This is a genomic window from Thermus sediminis (genome assembly GCF_003426945.1).
Taxonomy (GTDB): domain Bacteria; phylum Deinococcota; class Deinococci; order Deinococcales; family Thermaceae; genus Thermus; species Thermus sediminis.
On record NZ_QURO01000004.1, the window covers coordinates 1,870,669 to 1,894,029 of the forward strand.

Consider the following 23,361-nt stretch of genomic DNA (forward strand, 5'->3'; position numbering starts at 1 on the left):
CCCACCGAGGCGGCCTGGGAGGCCCTCGCGCGAAGTTCCTAAGCCTTGGGGGGGCCGTCTAGGCCTAGGCGCAGGGGCCTTCCCGCCACCATCAGGTAGACCTCGGCCTCCTGGGCCAGGAGGGCGTTCACCTCCCCCAGGAGGTCCCGGTAGCGTCGGGCCAGGGGGTTTTCGGGGACGATGCCCAGGCCCACCTCGTTGGAGACCAGGATCACCCGCTTGCCGCTTTCCCGGGCGGCCTGGAGGAACCTCCGGGCCTCGGCCAGGGGGTCCAGGCCCCTTTCCAGGAGGTTCGCCACCCAGAGGGTGAGGCAGTCCACCACCGCCGTGGGGTGGCGGGCCCTCTCCAGGGCCCCTACCAGGTCTAGGGGCTCCTCCAGGGTCTCCCAGGTGGGGGGGCGCTCGGCCCGGTGGCGGGCGATGCGCGCCGCCATCTCCTCGTCCCTGGCCTCGGCGGTGGCGATGAGGGTGGCGAAGGGCCCGGCGAGCCGTTGGGCGAAGCGGCTCTTGCCGCTCCTCGCCCCCCCCAGGACGAGGACCAGGCCGGGCTTTGGCGGGGGGTCTGGGGGCTTGGGGGCGGGGCTCGGGTGGACCCTTCCCGTGAGGCCCAGGGCCCGGTGGAGGGCCTTCAGGTCCAGGTGCCGCTCCAGAGCGTCCGCCAGGGCGTCCAGGGCCTTCTCCAGGCCCCTCGCCTCCCTGCCGAAGAGGGCCCGTTGCACCCCCGGGTCCTCCAGGAGGCCGTGGAGCCAGGTGGTGAGGAGGCTTCCCTCCTGGTGGAGGAGGGGGAGCCCCTCCCCGTGGTGGATCTCGTACCCCTCCGCCTCGAGGCCGTTGAGCCTCCCCCAGTACCCCGAAAGCCCCTCCAGGCGCACCCGCCGCCTCAGGACCGTCTTCTCCGGGCGCATCCGGACCCTGTAGGGCAGGAGGCCGAGCCCGGGGAAGACCCCCTTTTCCTCCACCCCCTCCTCGTCCACGAGGGTCTCCGAGAGCATCTCTGCCCCGCCGCAGACGGCGAGGAGGGGCTTGCCCGCCTCCAGGTGCCCGCGGATCACGGGGAGGAAGGCCCGAAGCCAGGGGAGGTCCCGGGCCGGGAGGCGGCTTCCCGGGAGGATGAGGAGGTCCGCCCCCTCGGCCTCTTTGGGGTCTTGGGCGTAGCGGGGCCGGGCCACCTCCCCCAGGGGCCAGAACTCGTCCAGGTTGGCCGCGTGGGGGTAGCGGAGGATGGCCACCTTCGGGCCCTCTCCCCCTTCCAGGCGGTGGCGGAACCCGTCCTCCTCGGGGAGGGAGAGGGGGAGCATAGGCAGGGTGCCCAGGACCCCCACCCCGGTCCAGTCCCGGAGGAGGCCGTAGGCGGGCTCAAGGAGCCCCAGGTCCCCCCGGAACTTGTTGAAGACGAAGCCCAAAAGCCTCTCCCGGTGCTCCCCGAGGAGGGCCCAGGTGCCGTAGAGCGCCGCCAGGGCCCCGCCCTGGTCCACGTCCGCCACCAGGAGGGCCTGGGCCTCCGCCCACTGGGCCACCTTGAGGTTGGGGAGGTCGGGCCAAAGGTTGCGCTCCACCGGGCTCCCCGCCCCCTCGAGGACCAGGAGCTCGTACTCCGAAAGGAGCCCCTCCAGCGCCTCCCGGATGGGGGCCTCGAGGTGGGCCCTGCGCTCCTTCCAGGAAAGCCCCGAGAGGAAGGGGTCCACCTTTCCCAGGACCACCACCTGGGCCCCCCGCTCCCCAAAGGGCTTGACCAAAACGGGGTTCATCCGCACCTCGGGCTCGGCCCCCGCGGCCAGGGCCTGGAGCCACTGGGCGCTCGCCATCTCCCCCCCAAGGCCAATCCGGGCGTGGTTGGCCATGTTCTGGGCCTTGAAGGGGGCGGCCCGGACCCCAAGCCTCCTGAAGTGGCGGAGGAGACCCGCCGCGAGGAGGCTTTTCCCCACGCCGCTTCCCGTGCCCCAGACGATGAGGGCCCTAGCCCTGCCCAAGGCGCACCTCCACGGCCTCCAGGATGGCCTGGGCATCCTCTAGGGCCTTCCTTGCCCCTTCCTCCGTATAGGCCTCCTGGGGCGTGAGCCCCGGGAGGGCATCGGGGTAGCGGGTGGGGATGTGGAGCTTGTCCAGGGCCTGGGGCAGGAGGCTCTTCAGGTAGGGGGCCTCTTCCTCAGGGAGGCCCCGTCTCTCCAAAAGCTCCTCCGGGGTCAGGACGATGGCCTCCACGGGGAGGGGTGCATCCCTGAGGAGTTCCAGAACCAAGCCGATCCGCGCCAACGGGGGGAGGGGGGTCCTGGCCACCACCGGGAGGTCCAGGTCCGAGCGGGGGTCTGCCGTGCCCCGGGCGTGGGAGCCGAAGGGGTAGAGGGCCTCGAGGTCCAGAGCACCCCTAAGCCGCGCTGCGGCTTCCTCCGGGTAGGCCTTCAGGCCGGCCTCCACCCCCTCAGTCTACCCCGACCCCGGCGAGAACCTCCTCTAGGGCCTCCAGGAGGGCCTGTGTGGCCTCCTCCCGCTGGGCGGAGAGCCTGAGCCACTCCGGAAGGCCGAAGCTGGTGGCGTCCCGCACCCGGATGCCCCGCTCCCTCAGGGCCCGGGCCACCTGGGTGGCCTTGCCCACCCGCACCAGGAGGAAGTTGGCGGGGCTTTCCCGCACCTCCAGCCCAAGCCCCCTAAGCCCCTTGGCCAGAAGCCGCCTCAGGCGTTGGAGGTCTTTGCGGCTCGCCTCGAGCCAGGCCCGGGCCAAGGGGTCTAGGTGCCCCCGAAGGAGGGCCTCCCCGTAGGCGGAGACCGGCCAGCTAGGGGCCAGGTTCCTGAAGTGGGTGAGGTCCAAAGGGGCCACCAGATACCCCGACCGCACCCCGGTGAGGCCGTGGGCCTTGTTGGGGCTGTAGAGCTGGAAGGCCTTTGGGGGGAGGGGGACGGGCTCCTCCAGGAGGTCGTGGTAGGCCAGGTCCAGGACCAGGGCCCCTCCAGCCCTCCGGGCTGCCTCCTCCAGGAAGGGGTAGACCTCTCCCGTGGGGTTGTTGGGGACGCAGAGAAAGGCCAGGGAGCTTCGGGGGAGCAACTCCAGGAACTCCCTGGGGCTTCGCGCCTCCCAGAGGGGGAGGTCCAGGGCCCGGGCTGCCCGGGCGTACTCGCTGAAGGTGGGGGGGAGGAGGAGGATGGGGCCCCGGAGGTAGGTCCAGCGGGCCAGGCGGTGGATGAGCTCGCTGGTGCCCGTGCCCACGGCCACCTGGTTCTCGGCCACCCCGTGGGCCTGGGCCAGGAGACGGTGGGTTTCCCGGTAGAGGGGGTCGGGGTAGCGGCTGGGGTCCACCTGCCGTAAACGGTCCAGAATAACTGGATTCGGGCCCAGGGCGTTGGCGTTGGTGGAGAAGTCGTAAAGGGGTTCGGGCCCTCCGTCGGGGCCTCCGTGGATGGGCCTGAGCACGTCGTCCAGCATACCCCCATTCTGGGCCCCTCGTCCTTTGGGATTGGGGCCCAGGCTAAAGGTTCCGCCGCACCCTGGGGGCTCCGGGGGCTTCTGGCCCAAACGGTGTACGCCTGCCCGCATTACACTTTTCCACGCTTCCAAGGCCCTGAGCACACTGGCCCTATGAACCTTTGGGTCTACCTGTTGGAGGAGGCGGAGGGCCTATCCAAGGACCTCCTAGGAGGGAAGGGGTTTGGCCTAGTGGCCATGCGAAAGGCGGGGCTTCCCGTGCCCCCGGCCTTCGTCATCACCACCGAGGCCTGCCGCCAGTACCTGCGTGCGGGGGAGGTGGAGGGGCTAGGGGAGGAGGTACGGGCCAAGATGGCGGCCCTGGAGGGCCTAACGGGCAAGCGCTTTGGCCTAGGGGAGGGGGGTAGCCCTCCCCTTCTCGTTTCCGTGCGGAGCGGGGCCCCGGTCTCCATGCCGGGGATGATGGACACCATCCTCAACCTGGGCCTCACCCTGGAGGGGGTGGAGGCCCTGGCCCGGGCCACGGGCAACCCCCGCTTCGCCTGGGATAGCTTCCGGAGGCTCCTCGCCATGTACGGGGAGGTGGTCTTAGGGGAGAGGCCTGAGGCCTTTGCGGAGAGGCTTTCCGCCCTCAAGGAGGAGCGAGGGGCCAGGACGGACGCCGACCTCACGGCCGAGGACCTGGAGGGGCTTTCCCACGCCTACCTGGCCCACCTGGGGGCCCGGGGTACCCCCTTCCCCCTGGACCCTTGGGCCCAGCTCCAGGGGGCCATCCTGGCGGTCTTCCGGAGCTGGCAGAACCCCCGGGCCAGGACCTACCGCCGCATCTACGGCATCCCCGAGGACCTGGGCACGGCGGTGGTGGTCCAGGCCATGGTCTTCGGCAACCTGGGGGAGGACTCGGGGACCGGGGTGGGCTTCACCCGCAACCCCGCCACCGGGGAGAAGGGGCTCTACGGGGAGTACCTGAGGAACGCCCAGGGAGAGGACGTGGTGGCGGGGGTAAGGACCCCGGAGCCCTTAGAGCGCCTCCGGGACTACGCCCCGGAGCTTTACGGGGAGCTCCTTAGGGTGGCGGAGCGCCTCGAGGGCCACTTCCGGGACATGCAGGACTTTGAGTTCACCGTGGAGCGGGGGAGGCTCTTCCTCCTCCAGACCCGCTCGGGCAAGCGCACGGCCCAGGCGGCGGTGCGCATCGCCGTGGAGATGGCCGAGGAGGGCCTCATCACCAAGGAGGAGGCCATCCTCCGGGTGGAGGCCAACGCCCTCCCTGGCCTCCTCCGGCCCGCGGTGGACCGCCAAAGGGCCCCCAGGCCCATCCTCAAGGGCCTTCCCGCAAGCCCTGGGGCCGCTTTCGGCCACGCCGCCTTCAGCAACGAGGGGGTGGAGCGCTTCCGGGCCCAGGGGCTCCCCGTCATCCTCGTCCGCCCCGAGACCACCCCCGAGGACATCACCGGGATGTACCTGGCCCAGGGGATCCTCACCGCCCGGGGGGGCCTCACCTCCCACGCCGCCGTGGTGGCCCGGGGCCTGGCGGTGCCCGCGGTGGTGGGCGCCGAGGCCCTAAAGGTCCTCCCCGAGGAGGGGCGGGCGGTGGCGGAGGGGATGGCGATAAGGGAGGGGGACCTCCTCACCCTGGATGGGGGGACGGGGGAGGTCTACCTGGGTCCCGTTCCCCTGGTGGAGGCCGCTGGGGAGGCCCTTCTCGCCAAGCTCCTCTCCTGGGCCGAGCCCCACCGGAAGCTGGGCGTAAGGGCCAACGCCGACACCCCCGAGGACGCCAGGCGGGCCCGGGAGCTGGGGGCCGAGGGGATCGGGCTTTGCCGCACGGAGCACATGTTCTTTGGGGAGGAAAGGCTTCCCTGGGTGCGCCGCCTCATCCTGGCGGCCACAGAAGAGGAGGAAGCGGAGGCCCTCGAGGCCCTCTTCCGCTTCCAGAAGGAGGACTTCAAGGGGATCCTCAGGGCCATGGACGGCCTCCCCGTCACCGTGCGCCTCCTGGACCCGCCCCTCCACGAGTTCCTGCCCCCCTTGGAGGAGCTCCGGGGAAGGGCCCAGGATGGGGACGGGGAGGCCCGGCGCCTTCTAGAGCGGGCGGAAGCCCTGAGGGAGGTGAACCCCATGCTGGGCTTCCGGGGGGTGAGGCTCCTCCTCCTGAGGCCGGGGATCCTCCGCATGCAGCTCAGGGCCCTCCTCGAAGCGGCCCAGGAGCTTAGGGCGGAGGGCTTGGACCCCAGGCCCGAGGTCATGGTCCCCCTGGTGGCCGACCCCAAAGAGGTGGAAAGGGCCAAGGCCCTGGCGGAGGAGCTCTTCCTTGAGTACGGCCCCATCCCCTTCGGTACCATGATCGAGACCCCTCGGGCCGCCCTCCTGGCGGCGGAGATCGCCCCCATAGTGGACTTCTTCAGCTTCGGCACCAACGACCTCACCCAGATGGCCTTCGGCCTCTCCCGGGACGATGCGGGCAAGTTCCTGCCCCGGTACGTGGAGGAGGGCCTCTTCCCCTTTGACCCCACGGAGCGCCTGGACGAGAGGGGGGTGGGCCGGCTTCTCCGCCTGGCGGCGGAGGAGGGGAGGCGGGCCAACCCCCGCCTCAAGCTGGGCCTCTGCGGGGAGCACGGGGGGGAGGCGGGGAGCGTGCGCTTCGTGGCCGACCTCCTGGACTACACCTCCGCGAGCCCCTTCCGGGTCCTCACCGCCAGGCTCGCTGCCGCCCAGGCGGGGCTGGCCCGGGACCAGGCGCCCGTGTAGGGGACCTTTGCTTTGGGAGGACTCTTTTGGGGCCCCCCCGCGGCGAAAGCCGCGGTGGGGTGCTTAGCCTCCTCCCAAGGCGGCGAAGGCCGCCAGGAGAAGCCCCACCCCGTACCCCAGCCCCCCCGCCCACAGGAGGGCTCTTTCCACGTGCGCCGGTCCTGGGGAGGGAGCCTCGGGGTTCAGGGCGTAAGCCCCCCGCTTCCTCAAGCGCACCCCGAGCCTCAAGGCCAGGGCGGCCATGGGGAAGCCGGCGTTGGGGGAGGGGGTCTTCCGGGCTTCCCCAAGGAGCCTCCCCCAGAGCCTGGGGGGGCAGAAGAGGAGGCCCGTGAGCCTGGCCGGGAGGAGGTTCAGGAGGTCGTCGGCCCAGGCGGCGAAGAGGCCCCGCGCCCCGTGCTCGGGGTAGGCCCACATGGCGTCGGCGGTGTTGGCGTAGCGGTAGAGGGCCGCTCCCCCAAGCCCGAAGAGGGCGTAGTAGAGGAGGGGGGCGAGGAGGCTATCCGAGAGGTTTTCCGCGAGGCTTTCCAAAGCGGCCTCCCGCACCTCCTCCTCGGAGAGATCTCCAGTCTTCCGGCTCACGATCCGGCTAAGCCTAGTCCTGGCGATCTCCAAGCCTTTTCCTAAGGCCTTTTCCACGGCAAAGACCTCCTCTAGGAGCATGCGCAGGCTGAAGAGGGGCTTGAGGAGGAGGCCGAGGAGCACCCACCCTAGGGCCAGGGGCCTTAGGAGGAGGTCCAGGAGGACGGCGGGGAAGGCGAAGAGGAAAGCTCCCAAAGCCCAGTAGAGGGCGCCTGACCAAAGGCCCCTCACCCGCGGCCAGGCCCAGGCCAGGTACCGCCCCATCCAGACCACGGGGTGGAGCTTCTCTGGGGGCTCCCCCAGGAGGGCGTCCAGGAGGAGGGCGAGGAGGAGGCTCAACTTCCGAGGATTTCTCTGTAGAGCCCCACCATTCTTCCGACCACCAGGAGGGCTGGGGAGGGAAGGCCCTCCCCGAGGCCTGGGAGGTCAGTGAGGCTTCCCAGGCGCACCTCCTCCCCGGGCCACCCCACCCGGGCGAGGAGGGCCAGGGGGGTTTCCGGGGAAAAGCGCTCCAGGAGCCTGGTCTTTAGGGCCTCTAGGGCGTGGAGGGGCATGAGGAGGACCAGGGCGTCCGCCTGGGGGAGGGGGAGGGTTGGGTCGTGCCCCGTGGCCACGGCGAAGCTTCGGGCCAGGCCCCGAAAGGTGAGGGGGAGGCCCAGGCTGGATAAGGCCCCCACGGCGCTCGTCACCCCAGGGATCACTTCGTAGGGGATGCCCGCCCGCCTTAGGGCTAAGACCTCCTCCCCCCCGCGGCCGAAGACCATGGCATCCCCCCCATGGAGGCGGGCCACCGCCCTTCCCTCCCGGGCCAGGGCCACCAGGAGACGGTGGATCTCCTCCTGGGGGGTCTTCCGGCCGTACCCCTCCTTGCCCACGGGGACGAGCTCCCCCTTGGCCAGGGCCAGGACCCCGGGGTGGACCAGCCGGTCGTGGAGGACCACCTCCGCCTCCTCCAAGACCCTGAGGGCCCTGAGGGTGAGGTGCTCGGGGCCCCCGAAGCCTGCCCCCACCAGGAAGACCCGGCCCCTCATGCCCGCTTGCGGGGGAAGAGGCGGTGGAGACGATGGTGGAGGAGGTCCACCTCCTGGAAGAGCCTTTCGGCCTCCGCCTCCAGGGCCCTAAGCCTCTGGAGGGCGGCCTCTGTGGCCAGGAGGAGGCCCCGGTGGTAGGGCTCGTCCCCGGGGTCGGTGGCCTCGAGGTGGGCCAGGGCCACCTCCAGCTGCCGCCGGATCCCGGGCAGGGTCCTCTCCTCGGTGAGGGCCTTGAGCTCGGGCCGCCCCTCTAGGGCGGGGGCCAGCTCCTCCCGCTCGTGGAGGAGGTCGTGGGCCTCCTTTTCCAGAAGTTCTCCTAAAGCGATCCTTAGGGCCGAGAGCTCGTGGCATGCCATCCTAGATCACCTCCAAAAGCTTTTCTCGGTAGATCTCGCCCCCCTCGAGGTGGACCCGCCTCAGGGGGGCGAGGTCGCCTGGGCCCAGCCCCCCGTAGACCACCCCCTCGGGGTAGGCCATGAGGATGGGGCCCTTACCGCACCGCCCCAGGCAGGGGGTGGGGGTGAGCTGGACCACCCCCTTTAGGTCGGCCAGGGCCTCCTCTAGCCCCCTCAGGACCCCCAGGGCCCCCGCCTCCCGGCAGCTCTCCCCGGTGCAGAGGAGGAGGTGGGTGAAGGCCCCGTGGGGGTGGCGCCCCGGGGCGAAGAGGGCGTGGCGCAGGGCCCGGAGACCGGCGATCTGGGCCTCCCGCCTGGGGGCGTACCGCCCTATGGGAAAGCGGAAGCGGCAGGTGTCGCAGGGGGCTCCTCCCCCCTCCAAGGCCTCCCGGTACCGTTCCTGAAGGGCCCTCAGGAGGGCAGGGTGGCCCATGAGGGGAGGGAGGACCTCCACGGGGAAGCGCAAGGCCCTGGCCTCCACCCGTCCCTCCACCACCCCTCGGAAGAAGAGGTGGGGGAGGAGGAAGGCCCGCCGCGGCCGGTAGGCCCCCAGGCGGGCCAGGGCCTCCTGGGGGTTGGGGCGGGCCCGGCTGGCGTAGGCGGGGAGGACGGGGAGGCCTAGCCGCTCCTCCAGGAGCCGGGCCAGGGCGGCCCCCTCCGCGTTGGCCCCCGGGTCCGTGCCCCCCCGGAGGACCAGGACCGCCCCGTCCTCCCCCGTGGCCCCCCGCCGGGCGAGCCTCTCCGCCCAGAGGTCCACCAGGGCGGGGTGAAGGCCCAGGGGGCGGGCGAGACGCAGAGAGGCCTCGGGGTATTCCCCCTGGGCCACCTCCAGGGCCAGGGGGAGGTCCGCCTTCAGGTGCCCTCCCCCGAAGAGGAGGAGGGGGAGGACCACCCCGCCCCCGGAGCGGGCCAGGGCCAGGGCCCCCTCGAGGAGGGTAGGGGGTTGGTGCTCGATGAAGCCCAGGAAGACCCTCACCCCTAGGGCGCGCTCTAGCCCCTTCCTCAGGCCTAGAGGTAAGGCCCGCGCCCGGGGGTCCGGGGAGCCGTGGGCCACCAGGAGGACGTTCACGGCAAGGCCTCCTCCGGGATCCCCAAGGTGAGGACCCCCGCGGCCAGGGTCAGGTTCCCCCGCTTGGTCTTCTCCACTAGAAGCCTCGCCCCCTCCGCCAAGACCGCAGCCTCGGCCACCCCGAGGAGGCCCGTGTGGCGGAAGACCACCTCCGAGGGGTTGGGGATGGGCTGGGCGTTCAGGACCTGGGCCGGGTGGAAGCGTAGGGGAAGGCCCGTCTCCTCGGCGAAGGCGAGGAGGCCCGCCTCGTCCCGCTTCAGCTCGGCGGTGGCCATCCTTGCGAGGCTCTCCCAGGCGAGGCCCCTCTCCTCCAGGAAGGCGCGAACCTCCCGCCGGATCTCCTCCAAGGGGGTGCCCCGGTTGCAGCCGAGGCCGAGGACCAGGGCGGGGGGATGGGCGAAGAGGGCGGGGACGGGGAGAGGGAAGGGCCTCCGCACCGTGAAGAGGACCATCCCCTCCACCCCCTCGGGGTCTGGGGCCTCCAGGACCCGCACCATGGGGTAGCGCAGGAGGGGGGTCAGGTCCACGCAGTCCGCGTAGAAGCCCACGGGCCTCCCGTCCACCAGGAGGGCCGAGACCGCCTTGAGGGGGCCCCAGTCGGGCACCCGGGCCCCGAGGGCCTTGGCCAGGAGGTCGGGGGCCGGGGCCCCCACGGCGTCCGTCCCCGTGGTGAGGACCGCCTCCCCTCCCAGGGCCTCTGCCAGGTGGCGGGCCAGGGGGTTCGCCCCCCCGAGGTGGCCGGCGAGCAGGGGGACGAAGTAGCGGCCCTTCAGGTCCACCACCAGGACGGCGGGGTCCACCCGCTTGTCCAGAAGAAGGGGAGCGATGGCCCTCAGGACGATCCCCGAGGCCATGACGAAGACGTGGCCGTCGTGGAGGGCCCAGGTCCTTTGGACCAGGTCCCGGATGGGCTCGGCGAAGGGGACCGCCCCTTCGGGGGCCAAGGGGCGGTACCTCTCCGCCACGTAGAGGCGGCTCCCCGGGAGGGCCCGGTGGATCCGCTCCGCCACGGCCAGCCCGGGGAGGGTGAGGGTGTAGACGGCCACCCGCTCGGGTCTGAGGGGCCCAAGCTCAGGCATCTCCCCTCCGCAAAGGGAGGCCCGGGGTCTCCCCAGGAAGGGCCTCCTTGGTCTCCAGGTCGTACTTGAGGGCGTAGCCCCTGGGGGTGAGGAAGGTCCCCTCGTAGAGGCGGCTTTGGCTGTTGCCGATGACCACGGTGGTGAGCATTCCCGCCTCGGCCTCCAGGAGGCCCTCCAGCGTGGTGAGGACCACCTCCTGGCGCCTGCGGTAGGCCCCCTTGACCAGGGCGGCCGGGGTCTCCTTAGGGCGGTACTGGAGGAGGATCTCGGCGCTCCGCCTGAGCTGCCAGTGCCGCCGCTTGCTCTGGGGGTTGTAGAGGACCACCACGAAGTCCCCCTGCCCCGCGGCGTGGAGCCTCCGCTGGATGAGGGGCCAGGGGGTGAGGAGGTCGGAGAGGCTGAGGAGGCAGGTGTCGTGGGCCATGGGGCTCCCCAGGAGGCTGGCCACGGCGTTGGCCGCCGTGACCCCGGGCACCACCTCCAGCCAGACCTCCCCTTCCCCCAGGCGGAAGCGCCCCGGGAGGCCCACCCCCCCGTCGGCCCGCCGGAACCCCCGCTCCTCCATGAGCTCCAGAAGGGGCGCGGCCATGCCGTAGACCCCGGGGTCCCCCCCGGAGACCAGGGCCACCCGCTCCCCACCGAGGGCCCTCTCCAAGGCCTCCTCCGCCCGGTCTAGCTCCTCCGTCATCCCCTTGCGCACCACCCCCTTGCCCTCCAGGAGGCCCATCTCCTCCAGGAGGCCGATGTAGGTGCTGTAGCCGATCACGGTTCCCGCCCTCCCCAGGACCTCCTGGGCCCTAAGGGTAAGGCCCTCCAGGTTTCCCGGACCCATGCCCACCAGGTAGAGTTCGCCCATGCCTCACCTCCTGAAGCGGTGCCGGAAGCTGGGGTCGTAGAGCCGGCTCCTCAGGCCCCTGGCCCTCAGGGCCTCCCCCACGAGGAAGACCGTGGTGTCCCGCGGGGGGAGAAGGGAGAGGCCCTCCAGGTCTGTCAGCCCCACCTCCTCCCCCGGCTGGCCCACCCGGTGGCCGTAGAGGACGGGGGTATCCCCGGGGAGGCCCGCCTCCAGGAGCTCCCGCGAGAGCCTCCTCGGGTGCATGCCGGAGAGGTAGAGGGCCAGGGTAAGGCCCCTCCTGGCCAGGCTCCTCGGGTCCTGGCCCTCGGGGACGGGGGTCCTCACCCCAAGCCGCGTGAAGGCCACGGCCTGGGCCACCTCGGGGGCGGTGAGGGGGACCCCGGCCCGGGCGGCCAGGGCGAAGGCCGCGGTGACCCCGGGGACCACGGCCACCTCCACCCCCAGGGCCTCCAGGGCCTCCTTCTCCTCCAGGAGGGTGCCGTAAAGCCCCGGGTCCCCGGAGTGGAGCCGCACCACCACGCCCCCCTTGCCGGCCTCCCCGGCAAGGAGGAGGGCGATCTCCTCCAGGACCATCCCCTTGGAGTCCCGAAGCTCCGCCCTTGGGGCAAGCCCCTTTAGGGCCTCCTCGGGGAAGAGGCTTCCCGTGTAGAGGACGAACCGGGCCTCGGCCAAAAGCCTCGCCCCCTTCACCGTGAGGAGCTCGGGGTCTCCCGGCCCCCCGCCCACCACGTGCACCACGGGCCTCATCCCTCCCTCCAAAGCCCCAAGAGGGTCCAGTAGTCCCTCGGCCCCTCGAAGGCCTCCAAGGGGAGGACCGCCTCCCCCGGCATCCCAAGCCGCAGGAAGACGAGGCCCCGCCAGCCAGGGAAGGCCTCGCCTAGGGCCTTAGGGTCCTTGGCCTTGTAGAGGAAGACGCTCCGGAAGCGGCCTAGCCCCTCGGGGTCCACCCCCTTGAGCCCCGTGAGGACCGCAAACCCCTCCTCCCCCATGGCCAGGGGCCTTTTGGCCCTGGCGGCCGCCACCTGGTGGGCGCTGATCCCGGGGACCGGCACCACCTCCACCCCTTCCAGGTGGGGGAGGAGGTTCCAGGGGGAGGCGTAGAGGAGGCTGTCCCCCAGGACCAGGTACCCCCCTTCCCCGTAACGGGCCAGGGCCTCCCTCAGGACCCTGGCCGCCTCCCGCCTGGCCTCCTCCCGCCTTTCCCCCTCGCTCCCCGTGAAGAGGGGAAGGGGGAGGAGGGGCTTGCCCTCGGGGATGTGGGCCCGGGCGATGCGGAGGGCGAGGGGTTCCCGGTCCGCCTCCTTGGGGTAGAAGAGGACGGGGAGGCTCTGGATGAGCCTGAGGGCCTTCAGGGTGAGGAGTTCCGGGTCCCCCGGGCCCACGCCAATCAGGTAGAGCCGCATCCCGCCTCCTTCCGCACCGCGAGGAGCGTGGTGGGGTTTTGCGCCTCCAGGCGGTGGTAGCCCAGGAGGGGCACCACCCGGCTCGCCTGCACCTGGAAGCCCTCCAAGGGGAGGCCCGTTCCCTTGAGGAAGGCGTAGGCGGCGGCCAGGTTTTCCAGGGTGATGGCGGCCACTACCAGCCTTCCCCCGGGCCTCAGGGCCTCCAGGCTCCTCTCCAGGATGGCGGGGAGCTCCCCCCCGCTTCCTCCCACGAAGACCGCGTCCGGGGCGGGCAGGCCCTCCAGGGCCCCGGGGGCCTCCCCCCGGACCAGGGTGAGGTTGTGGGCCCCGTGGCGGCGGGCGTTCTCCAGGATGTGGGGCCAGGACTCCGGGTTCTTCTCCACGGCGTAGACCTGGCCCAAGGGGGCGAGCCTCGCCGCCTCGATCCCCACGCTCCCCGTTCCCGCCCCGATGTCCCAGAGCACCCCGTCCGGGGGAAGGCCCAGGAGGCCCAGGGCCAGGAGGCGCACCTCCCGCTTGGTGATGAGGCCCTTTTTGGGCATGCGCCGCTCGAAGGCCTCGTCGGGGAAGAAGCCGAGGCGGGAGGGCAGGGGCCCTTTGGCCTCCAGGATGAGGACGTTGGGGTCCAGGAAGGCCTCCCGGGCCAGGGCCTCGAGGCCCTCGAAGCTCCGCACCCTCTCCTCCGCCTCCCCCAGGCGCTCGGCCACATGGGCCCGGAAAGGCCCCGCCCCCATCTGCAAAAGGGCCTCGGCGATGCGGTTTGGGCTGTTCTCGGGGTCGGTGTAGACCACGGAGAGGGGGGAGAGGGCGATCTCCAGGAGCGTCCCCCCCAGGGGCCTCCCGTGGAGGGAGAAGAGCCGGGCTCCGTCCCAGGGTAGCCCGAGCCTCGCGAAGGCCTCCTGGAAGGCCGTGGGGGCGGGGTGGACCTCAGCCTCGGGGAAGCGCTCCAAGACCCTCTTGCCGATGCCGTAGAAGAGGGGGTCCCCCGAGGCCAGGAAGGCCACCGCCCTCCCCTCCCGCGCCCGGGCCTCCGCCAGGTCCAGGAGGGGCTCCAAGGGGCCCCGGATGGCCACCCTCTCCCCCTGGTGCTCGGGGAAGTGGGCCAGGTGCCTCGCCCCTCCGATGAGGACCTCCGCCTCCGCCACCCGCCTCAGGGCGGCGAGGCTTAAGGCCTCCCTGCCCCTCGCCCCCAGGCCGATGAGGTAGACCCTGCCCATCTAGCCCTCCCTCCCCGCCCCAGAGGTGTCCACGCCCCCGTCTGCGGCCAGGCGGATGAGGGCGTGGAGGGCGGCCACCACCAGCGTGGACCCTCCCTTCCGCCCCAGGGTGACGATCCAGGGCACGCCCGAAGCCATGAGGGCCTCCTTGGCCTCCAGCACGTTCACGAAGCCCACGGGCATCCCCAGGACCAGGGCGGGCTGGGCCCCCCGCCCTATGGCCCCCACCAGGGCCAGGAGGAAGGTGGGGGCGTTCCCCACCCCCACGATGGCCCCCTCCAGGAGTCCCTGCTCCTCGGCGTAGTCCACGGCGGCCTCGGCCCGGGTTCCCCCCGTGGCCTTGGCCCTTTGGACCACCTCGGGGTGGGAGAGGAGCTCCACCACCTCGTTGCCGAAGAGGGCGAGCCTCTCTGGGTTCAGGCCGCAGGCGATCATCCGGGCGTCCACCAGGATGCGGGCGCCCCCCTTCAGGGCCTCAAGCCCCGCCTCCACCGCCCCTGGGCTGAAGCGGGTGAGCTCCTTGAACTGGAAGTCGGCGGTGGCGTGGATCATCCGGCGCACCACGGGCCACTCCAAGGGCGAGAAGCCGTGGGGCCCGGCCTCCTCGTCCACCATGCGGAAGCTCGCCTCCTCTATGGCCCGCCCCTTGGCCGTCATCTGGTGGGCGGGGTTTTTCTGGGACTGGATCAGGTCATCCACGGTAGGCCTCCCGGTCCGGCCAGGCGGCAAGGCACCGCCCCTCATCAAAGTCCGTGAGGGCCACGCTCACCGCGGGCCTCTCCCCGATGTAGGCCTGGAGCCTCTCCTGGGCCAGCCGGACCAGATTCACAAAGAAGGGCTCCAACCCCTCCTCCAAGGCAAGCTCCAGGAAGCGGCGGGCGGTGGTGGCCCCTTCCGCTTCCCGCAAGGCCCTGGGGCTCGCCCCGGCCTCCCGGAGGAGCCTCTGGAGGAGGTCCCGGTTCACCTCGCCCCCGGCGGCGTGGGTCATCGTCTTCCCGTCGGCCATCTTGGAGATCTTGCCGATCATGCCCACGATCCGCACCAGGGCGATCCCCACCTTCCTCGCCGCCTTGAGGACGTCCCCCACGAAGTCCCCCATCTCGATGAAGGCCATCTCCGGCAGGTGGGGGAGGAGCCTCTGGGCGAAGCGCTCGCTCTTGCCCCCGGTGGTGGCGGCGATCTCCAGGAGGCCGTTTGCCCGGGCCACCCCCACGGCCTGGACCACGCTCATGCGGAAGGCGCTGGTGGAGTAGGGCTTCACCACCCCTGTGGTCCCCAGGACGGAGAGCCCCCCGAGAACCCCAAGCCTGGGGTTGAGGGTCCTTTTGGCCAGCTCCTCCCCCCCGGGGATGGCGATGGTGATGGCGAGGGGTCTCGCCGTCACCTCCCGCACCGCCTCCCAGATCATGCGCCGGGGCACGGGGTTGATGGCGGGCTCCCCCACGGGAACCCCGAGGCCCGGTTTGGTCACGACCCCTACCCCCTCGCCCCCCTCCAGCCGGTCCTCGCTGGCCGGGCGCACGAAGGCCTGGATCTCCGCCCCGTGGGTCACGTCGGGGTCGTCCCCTGCGTCTTTGATCATCCCCACCAGGACCCCGTCCCCCTTCCTCTCCAGGCGGAACACGGAAAAGGGCTGCCGCCAGCCTGCGGGGAGCCAGATGTCCACCTCCTTGGGGGCCTCCCCCAGCAGGGCCAGGGCGGCGGCCTTGGCCGCAGCGGCGGCGTTGGCCCCGGTGGTGAAGCCGATGCGGCTTCCCCTCTTGTCCCGGGGCGGGGGGTAGGGGTGGCTCATGCCGGCCTCAACGCGTAGGCCCTAAGGCCCAGGAGGAAGAGGAAGAGGCCTAGGCCCAGGGGCAGGGCCAGGGCCTCGAGGTCCAGGGCCACGAGCTCCGCCAGGGCCAGGCCCAGGCTCAGGAAGACCACCGCCCACCCCAGGGCGCGGCTTGCCCTTTGGGCCCGCCTCGAGTCCCGGGCCAGGTTCTGCAGGCGGCTCGCCAGGAGCCCGTCCACCCCGTCCACGAGCAGCATCCCCAGGGTGAAGAGGAGGCCCAGGCGCAGGGGGGAGAGCTCGGCGGCGAGGGCCAGGGCGGAGAGCTGGCTCGCCGTCTCAAACCCCAGGCCAAAGAGGACCCCGAGGAGGAGGGGGTTGAGGAGGGGAAGGCGGGGAGGGGGGGGCTTCCCCACGGCCCCTTCCCTTAGGAGGCGGTGGAGGTTTAGCCCCGCCACCAGGAGGAGGAGAAGGGCAGGGAGGTGGAGGGCCTCCAGGTCCACCCGTTGGAGGAGGGCCGCTGCCGGGAAGGCCAGGAGGGTGACGATGGCCCCATGCCCCAGGGCGAAGAGAAGGCCCACATAGGGGGAAGGGCGCACCCGGGCCAGGCCGTCCACCGCCGCCAGGTGGTCGGGGTCTACCCCGTGGCGCATCCCCAGGGCCACGGCCAGGAGGTCTAGCCCGCTCATGGGGTACCTGCCTTTGGGGCTGAGAGGATAGGCTCTAACCGGAAACCGGCTCCTTTCATCCTTGCCTCCTTTCGCCCCTGCTCGGGGGCAGGTGAGGCGCGCGCCGGGGCGGGCATTCGGGCTTCCGGCCAAGAGGCTAGGGCCTGGCGTTGGGGCCGGTTACCGTTGCGGCACAGCGCCGGACTTTCACCGGTCTTCCCCCTTTGTTGCCCCAGGGCATCCGGGCCCTGGGGCACCCCGGCCGCGTGGGCCCCTCTGGGGGGCTTGGCCCTCTTTCTACTCCTGGCCTGCGCCCCTGTCAACCCCGGGGCCGAGCCGGTCCAGGACCCGCCTGGGCCAGTCCACCACCAGGGCGCTCCCCAAAGGGACTAGGCCGTCCTCCCCCAGGGCCCGAAGGACGGCCCGGATCACCCCGCCGTGGGTGAAGAGGAGGGCAGGGGCCTGAAGGCTTTCCAAGAAGAGGAAAACCCGCTCCTGAAAGGCGGAAAGGCTTTCCCCTCCCGGGGGAGAGAAACCTTGGAAGCGGAGCATGGCCTCCTTGTGGACGGGGTCCAGCCCTTCCCAGAGGGCCCCCTCGAGGGCCCCGAAGTGGATCTCCCTGAGGGCCCGGGTGGCCTCTGGGCGGAAGCCCGCAAGCTCCGCCGTCAGGAGGGCCCGCCTGAGGTCGGAGCTGTAGGCGGGGAGGGGCGGGAGGAGGCCCTTTAGGGCCCGGGCCTGGGCCTCGCCCTCGGGGGTAAGGGGGAGGTCCGTCCAGCCGAGAAGCCTCCCCTCCCGATTCCAAAGGGTCTCCCCGTGGCGCACGAGCCAAAGCTCCATGCCCATAGCCTACCCCACCTGGCCGGGGCCTCGGGCCTCCGGCTCCCGAAGCGCCCCGGGGGCCCCAAGCGGGAGGGAGGAGGGGCGGGTCTACCCTACCCAGGGCCCTTGCCCCCTAGAGGCGGGCCCGGACATGGAGGGGCGCTATGTTAATATAGGCCTTCATGGAACGCCCAAGGGTTCCAGTGGAGCTTCCAGAGGCCCAGGCCCGCATGGACCAGCTCACCAAGCCTCCCCGCTCCCTGGGCTTCCTGGAGGAGGTGGCCCTCCGCCTCGCCGCCATCCAGGGCCGGGTGAAGCCGGAGCTTGGCCCTGGGGCCGTGGTGGTCTGCGCCGCCGACCACGGGGTGGTGGCCGAGGGGGTCTCCGCCTACCCCCAGGAGGTGACCCGGCAGATGGTCCTGAACTTCCTCCAAGGAGGGGCCGCCATCAACCAGTTCGCCCGGGTGGCGGACTGCGAGGTCTACGTGCTGGACGTGGGGGTCATGGGGGAGCTTCCCGACCACCCCAGGCTCCTTAAGGCCAAGGTGCGGGAGGGGACCGCCAACCTGGCCCAGGGCCCCGCCATGGCCCCGGAGGAGGCGGAAAGGGCCCTCCTGGCGGGCCGGGAGGCGGCCAGGCGGGCCCTGGAGGCGGGGGCCACCGTGCTGGCCGCGGGGGACATGGGCATCGGCAACACCACCGCGGCTTCCGCCCTGACGGCCGCCCTTCTCGGCCTCCCTCCCGAGGCCGTGGTGGGCCGGGGGACGGGGGTGGGGGAGGAGGGCTTAAGGCGGAAGCGGGAGGCGGTGGCGAGGGCCCTGGCCCGCCTCCGGCCTGGGATGGGGCCCCTCGAGGTGGCCAGCGAGGTGGGGGGGCTGGAGCTTTTGGCCATCGCCGGGATCTACCTGGAAGGGGCGGAGTGGGGGGTGCCCCTGGTCCTGGACGGCTTTCCCGTCTCCGCGGGCTTCCTCCTGGCGAGCCGCCTAGACCCCAGGGTCCTCCCCTACGCCTTCGCCGGCCACCTCTCCCGGGAGCCCGGGCACCGGGCGGTCCTGGAGGCCCTGGGCCTCAGGCCCCTCTTGGACCTGGACCTGGCCCTGGGGGAGGGGACGGGGGCGGTCCTGGCCATGCCCCTCCTCCGGGCGGCGGCCCGGATCCTCCACATGGCCACCTTCACCGAGGCGGGGGTGAGCCCCGGGAGCTGATGCCTTTTCTTCCCGTTTCCCTCGCTTGCCGGCTCAGAAAAACCTCCCGGGAACCCTTTGCCGGGGCCCCCATGCTGGCTTGGGCCAGCATGGGGCGGCGTGACGCCCCCCAAAGCCCCAACCCAGGTATCCTGCGCTCTAAAAGCTGGACGTGGGCCCTTGGCTGGTGGCCGGGGCGGGATGGAAGGGGGCCCGGGCGCTAGCCCGGGCCCCAAGGGGAATACCCCCTAGAGGTTCCGCACCACCACGAAGAGCCCTAGGGCGAAGTAGAAGAGGAACCACCCCACCAGGAGCCGGACCCCGAGGTCGCCGAACCGCTCCACTCCTGCCGAGGGGTCAGCCCCTTGGGGCTTCTGGCCGGAGGCGTAGAGGACCTGGGCCAGGTAGACGATGACGGGGACCGCGGCGATCCCGGTGGCCACGAAGAAGAGGATGGAGCCCCAGTCCCAAACGTACGGATAACCCATGGCGGAGTAGCCCAGCCGGCCCAGGGCCGAGGCCCGCATGCCCTCCCGGAGGACACCCACCACTAGGAGGGCCAGCAGGTAGAGGCCCAGGGTTCCCAAGGCCCCCTCCATCCGGGCCCTGGCGCTATGCCCGTAGAAGACCAGGGCCACGGCCGCCACCACCAGGAGGATGGGAAGGGTGAGGCCCACCTCGGCGCCCTGGGTGAGGGCCCAGAGGGCGCCCAGGAGCCCGAAGAGGAGGGCCCCAAGGCGCAGGGCCCCCTTCGCCTGGCCCTCCACAAAGGCCAGGAAGTCCCTGGGCACGTCCTCCCGCCTGCGGAAGTACCAGGCGAAGAGGAGGAGCATGACTCCCAGGGAGAGGGCCGCCTGCCCGAAGAGCAGGGCCCCAAACCTGGGGAGGTTGGAGCCGTGGAAGGCCAGGCCCCGGGTGTCCGCCACGCCGCCCGGGGCGTACCACTCCACCCACCGGGAGGGGTAGAGGCCGTAGCTCGCCAGGTTGTGCATGATCCAGCCCGCCAGCAGTAGGAGCGCTAAGGAGACGTACCCCACCCCGGCCAGGTTGCCCCGCAGGTAGAGGACGTAGAGGAGGAAGTAGCCGATGGCGACGACGGGGATGAAGAGGGTGGTCCAAAGCCCCATGGTGGTGGTGGCCGAGTACCAGGCGGGGTCGTAGATCACCTGGACGAAGAGGAGGGGGGCGATGCCCATGGTGATGCCGAGGCCCGTGGACTGTACGGCCAGGCGGATGGATACCTGGGCCAGGCGCCGCCAGTTCTCTTCGGACCGCCTGAGGCCGTAAAGCCCCAGGGTCAGGCCGCCGATGGCGGTGGTCACGAAGAGGATGTGCAGGACGTAGGTCACCACCAGGAGGATCTGCAGGGGCAGGGGGTGGATGGGGGCTCCCAGGGGGTCCCGCATGGACAGAAGGGCTTCGGGCGTCATTGGGCACCTCCTTCAGCCTTGAGCTCGGGGAAGAACTCCTTGACCATCCTCTCCAGGTAGAGGGCCATGTACTCCCGCTCCTCGGGGGTACCCACCGTGGGGTGCATGTAGGGGAAGCCTCCGATGGCCTCCAGGTAGGCCCGGATGGCGGGGGCGGTGGTCATCCCACGCCTCTTCAGGAGGGCGGGCAGGGGCCGCAGACCCCCCAGGAAGGCCGTGTTCTTGCTGACGGTGTGGCAGCTGGAGCACTGCAACGCCACCAGGGCCCGACCCGCCTCCACGGGGTCCAGGCCGGCCGTGGGCCCCGCTCCCTTAGCCCCCGGCGCCACGGCGAAGGGCATCCGTCCGAGGATCCCTTCCTCGTTCAGCCGGGGGGCTTCGGCCTTCACCCCTCGAGGCGCCTTTTCGGCATAGATGATCTGGTTGGAGGCCATGTAGCCGTAGATGACGTCGGGCTTGCGCAGCACCTCCCGGGTCCGCTCGGCGCCGAAAAGCCCCAGGAAGGCCAGGGCGAGGGCCAGATAGCCCAAGGGGGCGCCCACCCTCCTGGGGGCCAGGAGGGCTAGGAGGAGAACCAGGCCTGTGGCGATCACCCCCACCGCCATCTTGATGTAGAAGACGGGCTGGATGGCCTGGGGGAGGCGGAGCATGGTCTTGGCGTGCTCGTGCAGGCTGGGCACGTACCAGAAGACCACCAGGGCCACGCCGAGGGCCAGGCCCACAAGCCCCACCTTGCCCGCCAGGGGCATGACCTCCTGCCGGGCCGGGTGGTCCTTGGGAAGGCTACCCGCCACCACGAGGGCGTAGAGGGCGGTCAGGGCGAACATCAGGGCGAAGCGGGCCAGGAGCATGGGCCAGAAGGACGGGTTGTAGAAGCCGTCCAGGCTGAGCCCGGTCTCAAGCCAGGCCCCAGGGGTGAGCTTGAAGCCCAGGATGCCCACGATGATGGCCAGGGTCCCGCTGGCCGCCAGGGCCAGGATCAGCCCGATGCGGGCGTGGGTCTTGGGGCTTACCCGGCCGAAGGTGTAGTAGTAGACGGCGATGCCGAAGACGTCAATGATGAACCAGAACCACTCAGCGGCCCAGTAGAAGACGAAGTTGTGGATGAGGGTGGAGATGCTCCTGGGGTTGCTGGCGGTGACGGAGAACCAGATGCCCACCCCGAACATGGCCCCTAGGGTGTAGGCCAGCATGAGGAGCCGTAGGGCGGAGGCCTTCAGGTAGTCCTGTAGGTAAGGCTTGTTCTCCACAAGGGCCTTCCGCTCCACCCACCAGTTGAACCAGGTGGCGGCCACGGTCACGTGGGAAAAGAGCACGTGGGCCACGGCGATGATGCCCACCACCATGGCCGAGTGGATCAGGAAACCTTCCCAGACCGGGTACATCCTCACCTCCTTGCGGGCCCCTTTCAAGGCCTACCCTCAAGGTAGCGGGGGTGCCAAGGCCAGCCTTCCTCCCCTTAGGAGAGTACGAACGTCCCTTGCCCGGCGCTACCTTAGGGAGGTAAAGGATGGGGGTTAAAGGTCCCCAAAGGCTTCTCCTGGCGGGGCTCTACCTGGCCCTCACCCTGGCGGCCTCCACCGGGGTGGTCCTGCAGATGTACCTCATGCAGGTGCAAAACCCCTCCCTGAGGGCCGACCTCTGCCAGGCCTCGGGGGAGGAGAGGCCCCCCGAGCACTCCCCCCTCTGCGGCCTCCAGGTGGCCTCGGGGGCCCTGGTCCTGGAGGAGCCCGCTCCCCCAAGCCCCCTGGAGGTCCTGTGGGTCCGCCCCACGCCTCACAAGGGGTATCCCCAGCCCCCGGCGGCCCTCTTTGCGCCCCGGGCCCCTCCCGCCGCACAGACCGGAAAGGCGGCCTATGGCTCTGGTTTTGGGCGAAGGGAGGTGGTGCGTTTGCAGGTGGTGCTCTACACCAAGGAGATTGAGCTTTATGCTTTGGTCTTCGCCGCCCTGGAGGGGCGGGGAATCCGGGTTTCCCTGATGGGGGGAAGCGGCATCAGGCTGGCGGATCTGGAACACATGGAGCTGGGCCAAAGGGTGATCTGGCGCACCCCGGCGGGGGTCCGGGCCTGGGACCCCAGGTCCTGGACCTTCCTTACCCGCAGGGATGATCCCCAAACCCTGGCGGAGGGCCTTATGGGGCGGGGGGGGCTTGGCCTGAGGCCCGGGGAAAGGGCGGTCTTCAGGGCCGTGGGAGCCCTGGGCACGCTCCGAACCTTTCCCCTCGCTCAGGCCACGGGCCTGGAGGGGTACCAGGTGCGCTACCACCTTAGGGGGCTTCGCAATAAGTTTGGCCTCTCCGACCTGGACTTTCTGCGCCTAGCCCGGTATAGCCTGAGGCTTGCCGGGCATGGGACAGCCCCCCTCGAGGAGGGGGGGAGGGCCCTGAGGGCGGGGGTGGGGCCCTAGGCCCGGGTCAGGCCCTTTTGGGGCCCCCGCCGCTGTGGGGTACTTAGCCCGCCTCCGAATCCAGGACCACGGCGTAGGCTTCCAGCCGGCTGGGCTCGAGGAAGGCCTCCTTGGGGAGGGTGCCCCTGGCGTGCCCCTCGCGGAAGGCGGGGCTTTGGGTCCAGGCCAGGAAGGCGGCCTCGCTCTCCCAGAAGGTCAGGACGATGTAGGGGTCCCCGGGGTCCTTGGGCCTGAGGACCAGGTTGCGCAGGAACCCCGGCGCCTGGTCCACCAGACGGGCCCTTTGGCGGAAGGCCTCCTCAAACCTCTCCCGGTACTCCGGCCGCACGGGGATGCGGTTCATGGTCACGAACACCCTTCACCTCCAAAGGGGCGGCGCTTCCCGGGTCCAGGCCCCCCTCCCCCCGGAGGAGCCGGGCCAGGAGGCCCACCCCCTCCACCGTGAGGGGCGTGAGGGCCTGGAAGGGGGCAGCGTCCAGGAGATAGGCCCTCCTCCCCTCCAGGTACTCCCCCAGCCACCCGCCCCGGGCCAGGTGGCGGGCCACCGCCTCCCGGGCCTCCCCCAGGCCGTAGCCGCAGAAGGCCAGGAGGACCACCTCGGCCTCGGGGAGTTCCTTTGGGGACACCCTCCGGCTCGCCTCCCCGGGGCCTGGGCCCAGGTAGGCCCCGCCCGCCAGGGCCACCACCTCCGGCACCCAGTGCCCCCCCAGGTACGGGGGGTCCAGCCACTCCAGGAAGACCACCCGGGGCCTGGGGGAGGGGGGTGGGGGGAGGGCCGCCAGCCTCCCCTTCAGGGCCTCCGCCAGGGCCAGGGCCTCGCCCTCCCTCCCCAGGGCCCGGCCCAGGGCCTCCAGGTCCTGGAAGAGGTCCCCCAGGCGCCTTCCCCGAAGCTCCAGCACCCTGGGCGCCCTAGCCAGGAAGTCCAAGGCCAGGCCCACCTCCTTGGGGGTGGGGGCGCAGACCTCGCAGACCCCCTGGGTCACCAGCAGGTCGGGGGCCAGGGCGGAGAGCACCTCCCCCCGCACCTGGTAGAGGGAAAGCCCCTGCCGGTAGGCCTCCCGCACCCTCCGGTCTATCTCCTCCTGGGAGAGCCCTTCGGGGATCAGGCTTTCCGTGAGCACGGGGAGGCCCTGGGGGTTAGGGCAGCTATGGCTCACCCCCACGGGCTCCACCCCTAGGGCCCGGAGCATGAGGGTCCCGGAGGGGACCAGGCTCGCCACCCGCATGCCTCCATTATCCCTCCTGGTTTCCTCGGGAAAGGTGTGATAACCTCTTCTCAAATGGCCG

At 71.3% G+C, this 23,361-nt stretch carries 23 protein-coding genes and 1 riboswitch; of the genes, 3 read left to right on the plus strand and 20 right to left on the minus strand.

From position 1 onward, the window contains the following. Positions 1-38: 38 nt before the first annotated feature. Genes ATI37_RS10670 through ATI37_RS10680 form a run of 3 tightly spaced genes read right to left on the minus strand, consistent with a single transcriptional unit; the run spans position 39 to position 3,418 of the window. Positions 39-1,970 carry a cobyric acid synthase gene (locus ATI37_RS10670; protein WP_198665552.1) on the minus strand — a complete coding sequence of 644 codons (1,932 nt, stop codon included), beginning with the start codon at positions 1,968-1,970 and terminating at the stop codon, positions 39-41. After that, positions 1,957-2,415, minus strand: a complete 459-nt coding sequence (locus tag ATI37_RS10675) for a nucleotidyltransferase domain-containing protein (protein ID WP_117238329.1) — start codon at positions 2,413-2,415, stop codon at positions 1,957-1,959. Before ATI37_RS10675 ends, ATI37_RS10670 begins: the two co-directional genes overlap by 14 nt. Before the next feature lie 4 nt (positions 2,416-2,419). Beyond that, positions 2,420-3,418, minus strand: a complete 999-nt coding sequence (locus ATI37_RS10680) for a pyridoxal phosphate-dependent aminotransferase (RefSeq protein ID WP_117238330.1) — start codon at positions 3,416-3,418, stop codon at positions 2,420-2,422. 153 nt (positions 3,419-3,571) lie between these two features. Between ATI37_RS10680 and ppdK the strand changes: the two genes are divergently transcribed. Continuing rightward, positions 3,572-6,169 (plus strand): pyruvate, phosphate dikinase, encoded by a 2,598-nt coding sequence (gene ppdK / locus ATI37_RS10685; RefSeq protein ID WP_117238331.1) that lies wholly within the window; start codon positions 3,572-3,574, stop codon positions 6,167-6,169. A 63-nt stretch (positions 6,170-6,232) separates the two neighbouring features. Here the strand turns inward: ppdK and cbiB are convergent, their stop codons facing one another. The 13 genes from cbiB to ATI37_RS10750 form a co-directional block, all read right to left on the minus strand. Next, complete coding sequence (cbiB, locus tag ATI37_RS10690; protein ID WP_117238332.1) at positions 6,233-7,087, minus strand: adenosylcobinamide-phosphate synthase CbiB; 855 nt, start codon at positions 7,085-7,087, stop codon at positions 6,233-6,235. Further along, complete coding sequence (gene cobA, locus ATI37_RS10695; RefSeq protein WP_117238333.1) at positions 7,084-7,779, minus strand: uroporphyrinogen-III C-methyltransferase; 696 nt, start codon at positions 7,777-7,779, stop codon at positions 7,084-7,086. Before cobA ends, cbiB begins: the two co-directional genes overlap by 4 nt. Continuing rightward, on the minus strand, positions 7,776-8,135 hold the full coding sequence (locus ATI37_RS10700; protein WP_117238334.1) for a DUF3209 family protein: 360 nt from the start codon (positions 8,133-8,135) through the stop codon (positions 7,776-7,778). Before ATI37_RS10700 ends, cobA begins: the two co-directional genes overlap by 4 nt. A gap of 1 nt (position 8,136) precedes the next feature. Beyond that, entirely contained in the window at positions 8,137-9,243 is a 1,107-nt protein-coding gene (locus ATI37_RS12510) for a CbiX/SirB N-terminal domain-containing protein (protein ID WP_117238335.1), read from the minus strand. Beyond that, positions 9,240-10,322, minus strand: a complete 1,083-nt coding sequence (locus ATI37_RS10710; RefSeq protein ID WP_117238336.1) for a cobalt-precorrin 5A hydrolase — start codon at positions 10,320-10,322, stop codon at positions 9,240-9,242. Before ATI37_RS10710 ends, ATI37_RS12510 begins: the two co-directional genes overlap by 4 nt. Next, positions 10,315-11,178 (minus strand): precorrin-3B C(17)-methyltransferase, encoded by an 864-nt coding sequence (gene cobJ / locus ATI37_RS10715; RefSeq protein ID WP_117238337.1) that lies wholly within the window; start codon positions 11,176-11,178, stop codon positions 10,315-10,317. Before cobJ ends, ATI37_RS10710 begins: the two co-directional genes overlap by 8 nt. A 3-nt stretch (positions 11,179-11,181) precedes the next feature. Continuing rightward, positions 11,182-11,925, minus strand: coding sequence for a cobalt-precorrin-4/precorrin-4 C(11)-methyltransferase (locus ATI37_RS10720; RefSeq protein ID WP_117238338.1), 744 nt, complete (start codon positions 11,923-11,925; stop codon positions 11,182-11,184). Beyond that, entirely contained in the window at positions 11,922-12,581 is a 660-nt protein-coding gene (locus ATI37_RS10725) for a precorrin-2 C(20)-methyltransferase (RefSeq protein ID WP_117238339.1), read from the minus strand. Before ATI37_RS10725 ends, ATI37_RS10720 begins: the two co-directional genes overlap by 4 nt. Beyond that, entirely contained in the window at positions 12,566-13,798 is a 1,233-nt protein-coding gene (gene cbiE / locus ATI37_RS10730; RefSeq protein ID WP_117238340.1) for a precorrin-6y C5,15-methyltransferase (decarboxylating) subunit CbiE, read from the minus strand. Before cbiE ends, ATI37_RS10725 begins: the two co-directional genes overlap by 16 nt. After that, a complete protein-coding gene (locus ATI37_RS10735; protein ID WP_198665553.1) occupies positions 13,799-14,497 on the minus strand; it encodes a precorrin-8X methylmutase in 699 nt (232 codons plus the stop codon). Beyond that, the gene (locus ATI37_RS10740) at positions 14,490-15,590 is read right to left on the minus strand and encodes a cobalt-precorrin-5B (C(1))-methyltransferase (RefSeq protein ID WP_117238341.1); all 1,101 of its coding nucleotides are present in this window, start codon (positions 15,588-15,590) and stop codon (positions 14,490-14,492) included. Before ATI37_RS10740 ends, ATI37_RS10735 begins: the two co-directional genes overlap by 8 nt. Continuing rightward, complete coding sequence (locus ATI37_RS10745; RefSeq protein WP_117238342.1) at positions 15,587-16,255, minus strand: HoxN/HupN/NixA family nickel/cobalt transporter; 669 nt, start codon at positions 16,253-16,255, stop codon at positions 15,587-15,589. The genes ATI37_RS10740 and ATI37_RS10745 overlap by 4 nt, the downstream gene beginning before the upstream one ends. Before the next feature lie 102 nt (positions 16,256-16,357). Next, positions 16,358-16,497, minus strand: a riboswitch (cobalamin riboswitch). A gap of 34 nt (positions 16,498-16,531) precedes the next feature. Beyond that, a complete protein-coding gene (locus ATI37_RS10750; RefSeq protein WP_117238609.1) occupies positions 16,532-17,071 on the minus strand; it encodes a histidine phosphatase family protein in 540 nt (179 codons plus the stop codon). Between the two features lie 164 nt (positions 17,072-17,235). Here ATI37_RS10750 and cobT point away from each other — a divergent pair, with 164 nt between their 5' ends. Next, positions 17,236-18,258, plus strand: a complete 1,023-nt coding sequence (gene cobT / locus ATI37_RS10755; protein WP_117238343.1) for a nicotinate-nucleotide--dimethylbenzimidazole phosphoribosyltransferase — start codon at positions 17,236-17,238, stop codon at positions 18,256-18,258. 227 nt (positions 18,259-18,485) lie between these two features. On the opposite strand, the gene ATI37_RS10760 is transcribed toward cobT, so the two are convergent. Continuing rightward, positions 18,486-19,667, minus strand: coding sequence for a hypothetical protein (locus ATI37_RS10760; RefSeq protein ID WP_157969090.1), 1,182 nt, complete (start codon positions 19,665-19,667; stop codon positions 18,486-18,488). Next, entirely contained in the window at positions 19,664-21,052 is a 1,389-nt protein-coding gene (locus ATI37_RS10765) for a cytochrome c (protein WP_117238610.1), read from the minus strand. The genes ATI37_RS10760 and ATI37_RS10765 overlap by 4 nt, the downstream gene beginning before the upstream one ends. A gap of 125 nt (positions 21,053-21,177) precedes the next feature. Here ATI37_RS10765 and ATI37_RS12245 point away from each other — a divergent pair, with 125 nt between their 5' ends. Then, complete coding sequence (locus ATI37_RS12245) at positions 21,178-22,074, plus strand: hypothetical protein (RefSeq protein ID WP_232822500.1); 897 nt, start codon at positions 21,178-21,180, stop codon at positions 22,072-22,074. A 43-nt stretch (positions 22,075-22,117) separates the two neighbouring features. On the opposite strand, the gene ATI37_RS10775 is transcribed toward ATI37_RS12245, so the two are convergent. Beyond that, positions 22,118-22,429 (minus strand): antibiotic biosynthesis monooxygenase family protein, encoded by a 312-nt coding sequence (locus ATI37_RS10775; RefSeq protein WP_117238345.1) that lies wholly within the window; start codon positions 22,427-22,429, stop codon positions 22,118-22,120. After that, positions 22,374-23,300 carry a TroA family protein gene (locus ATI37_RS12515; protein WP_269801878.1) on the minus strand — a complete coding sequence of 309 codons (927 nt, stop codon included), beginning with the start codon at positions 23,298-23,300 and terminating at the stop codon, positions 22,374-22,376. The genes ATI37_RS10775 and ATI37_RS12515 overlap by 56 nt, the downstream gene beginning before the upstream one ends. Positions 23,301-23,361 lie beyond the last annotated feature (61 nt).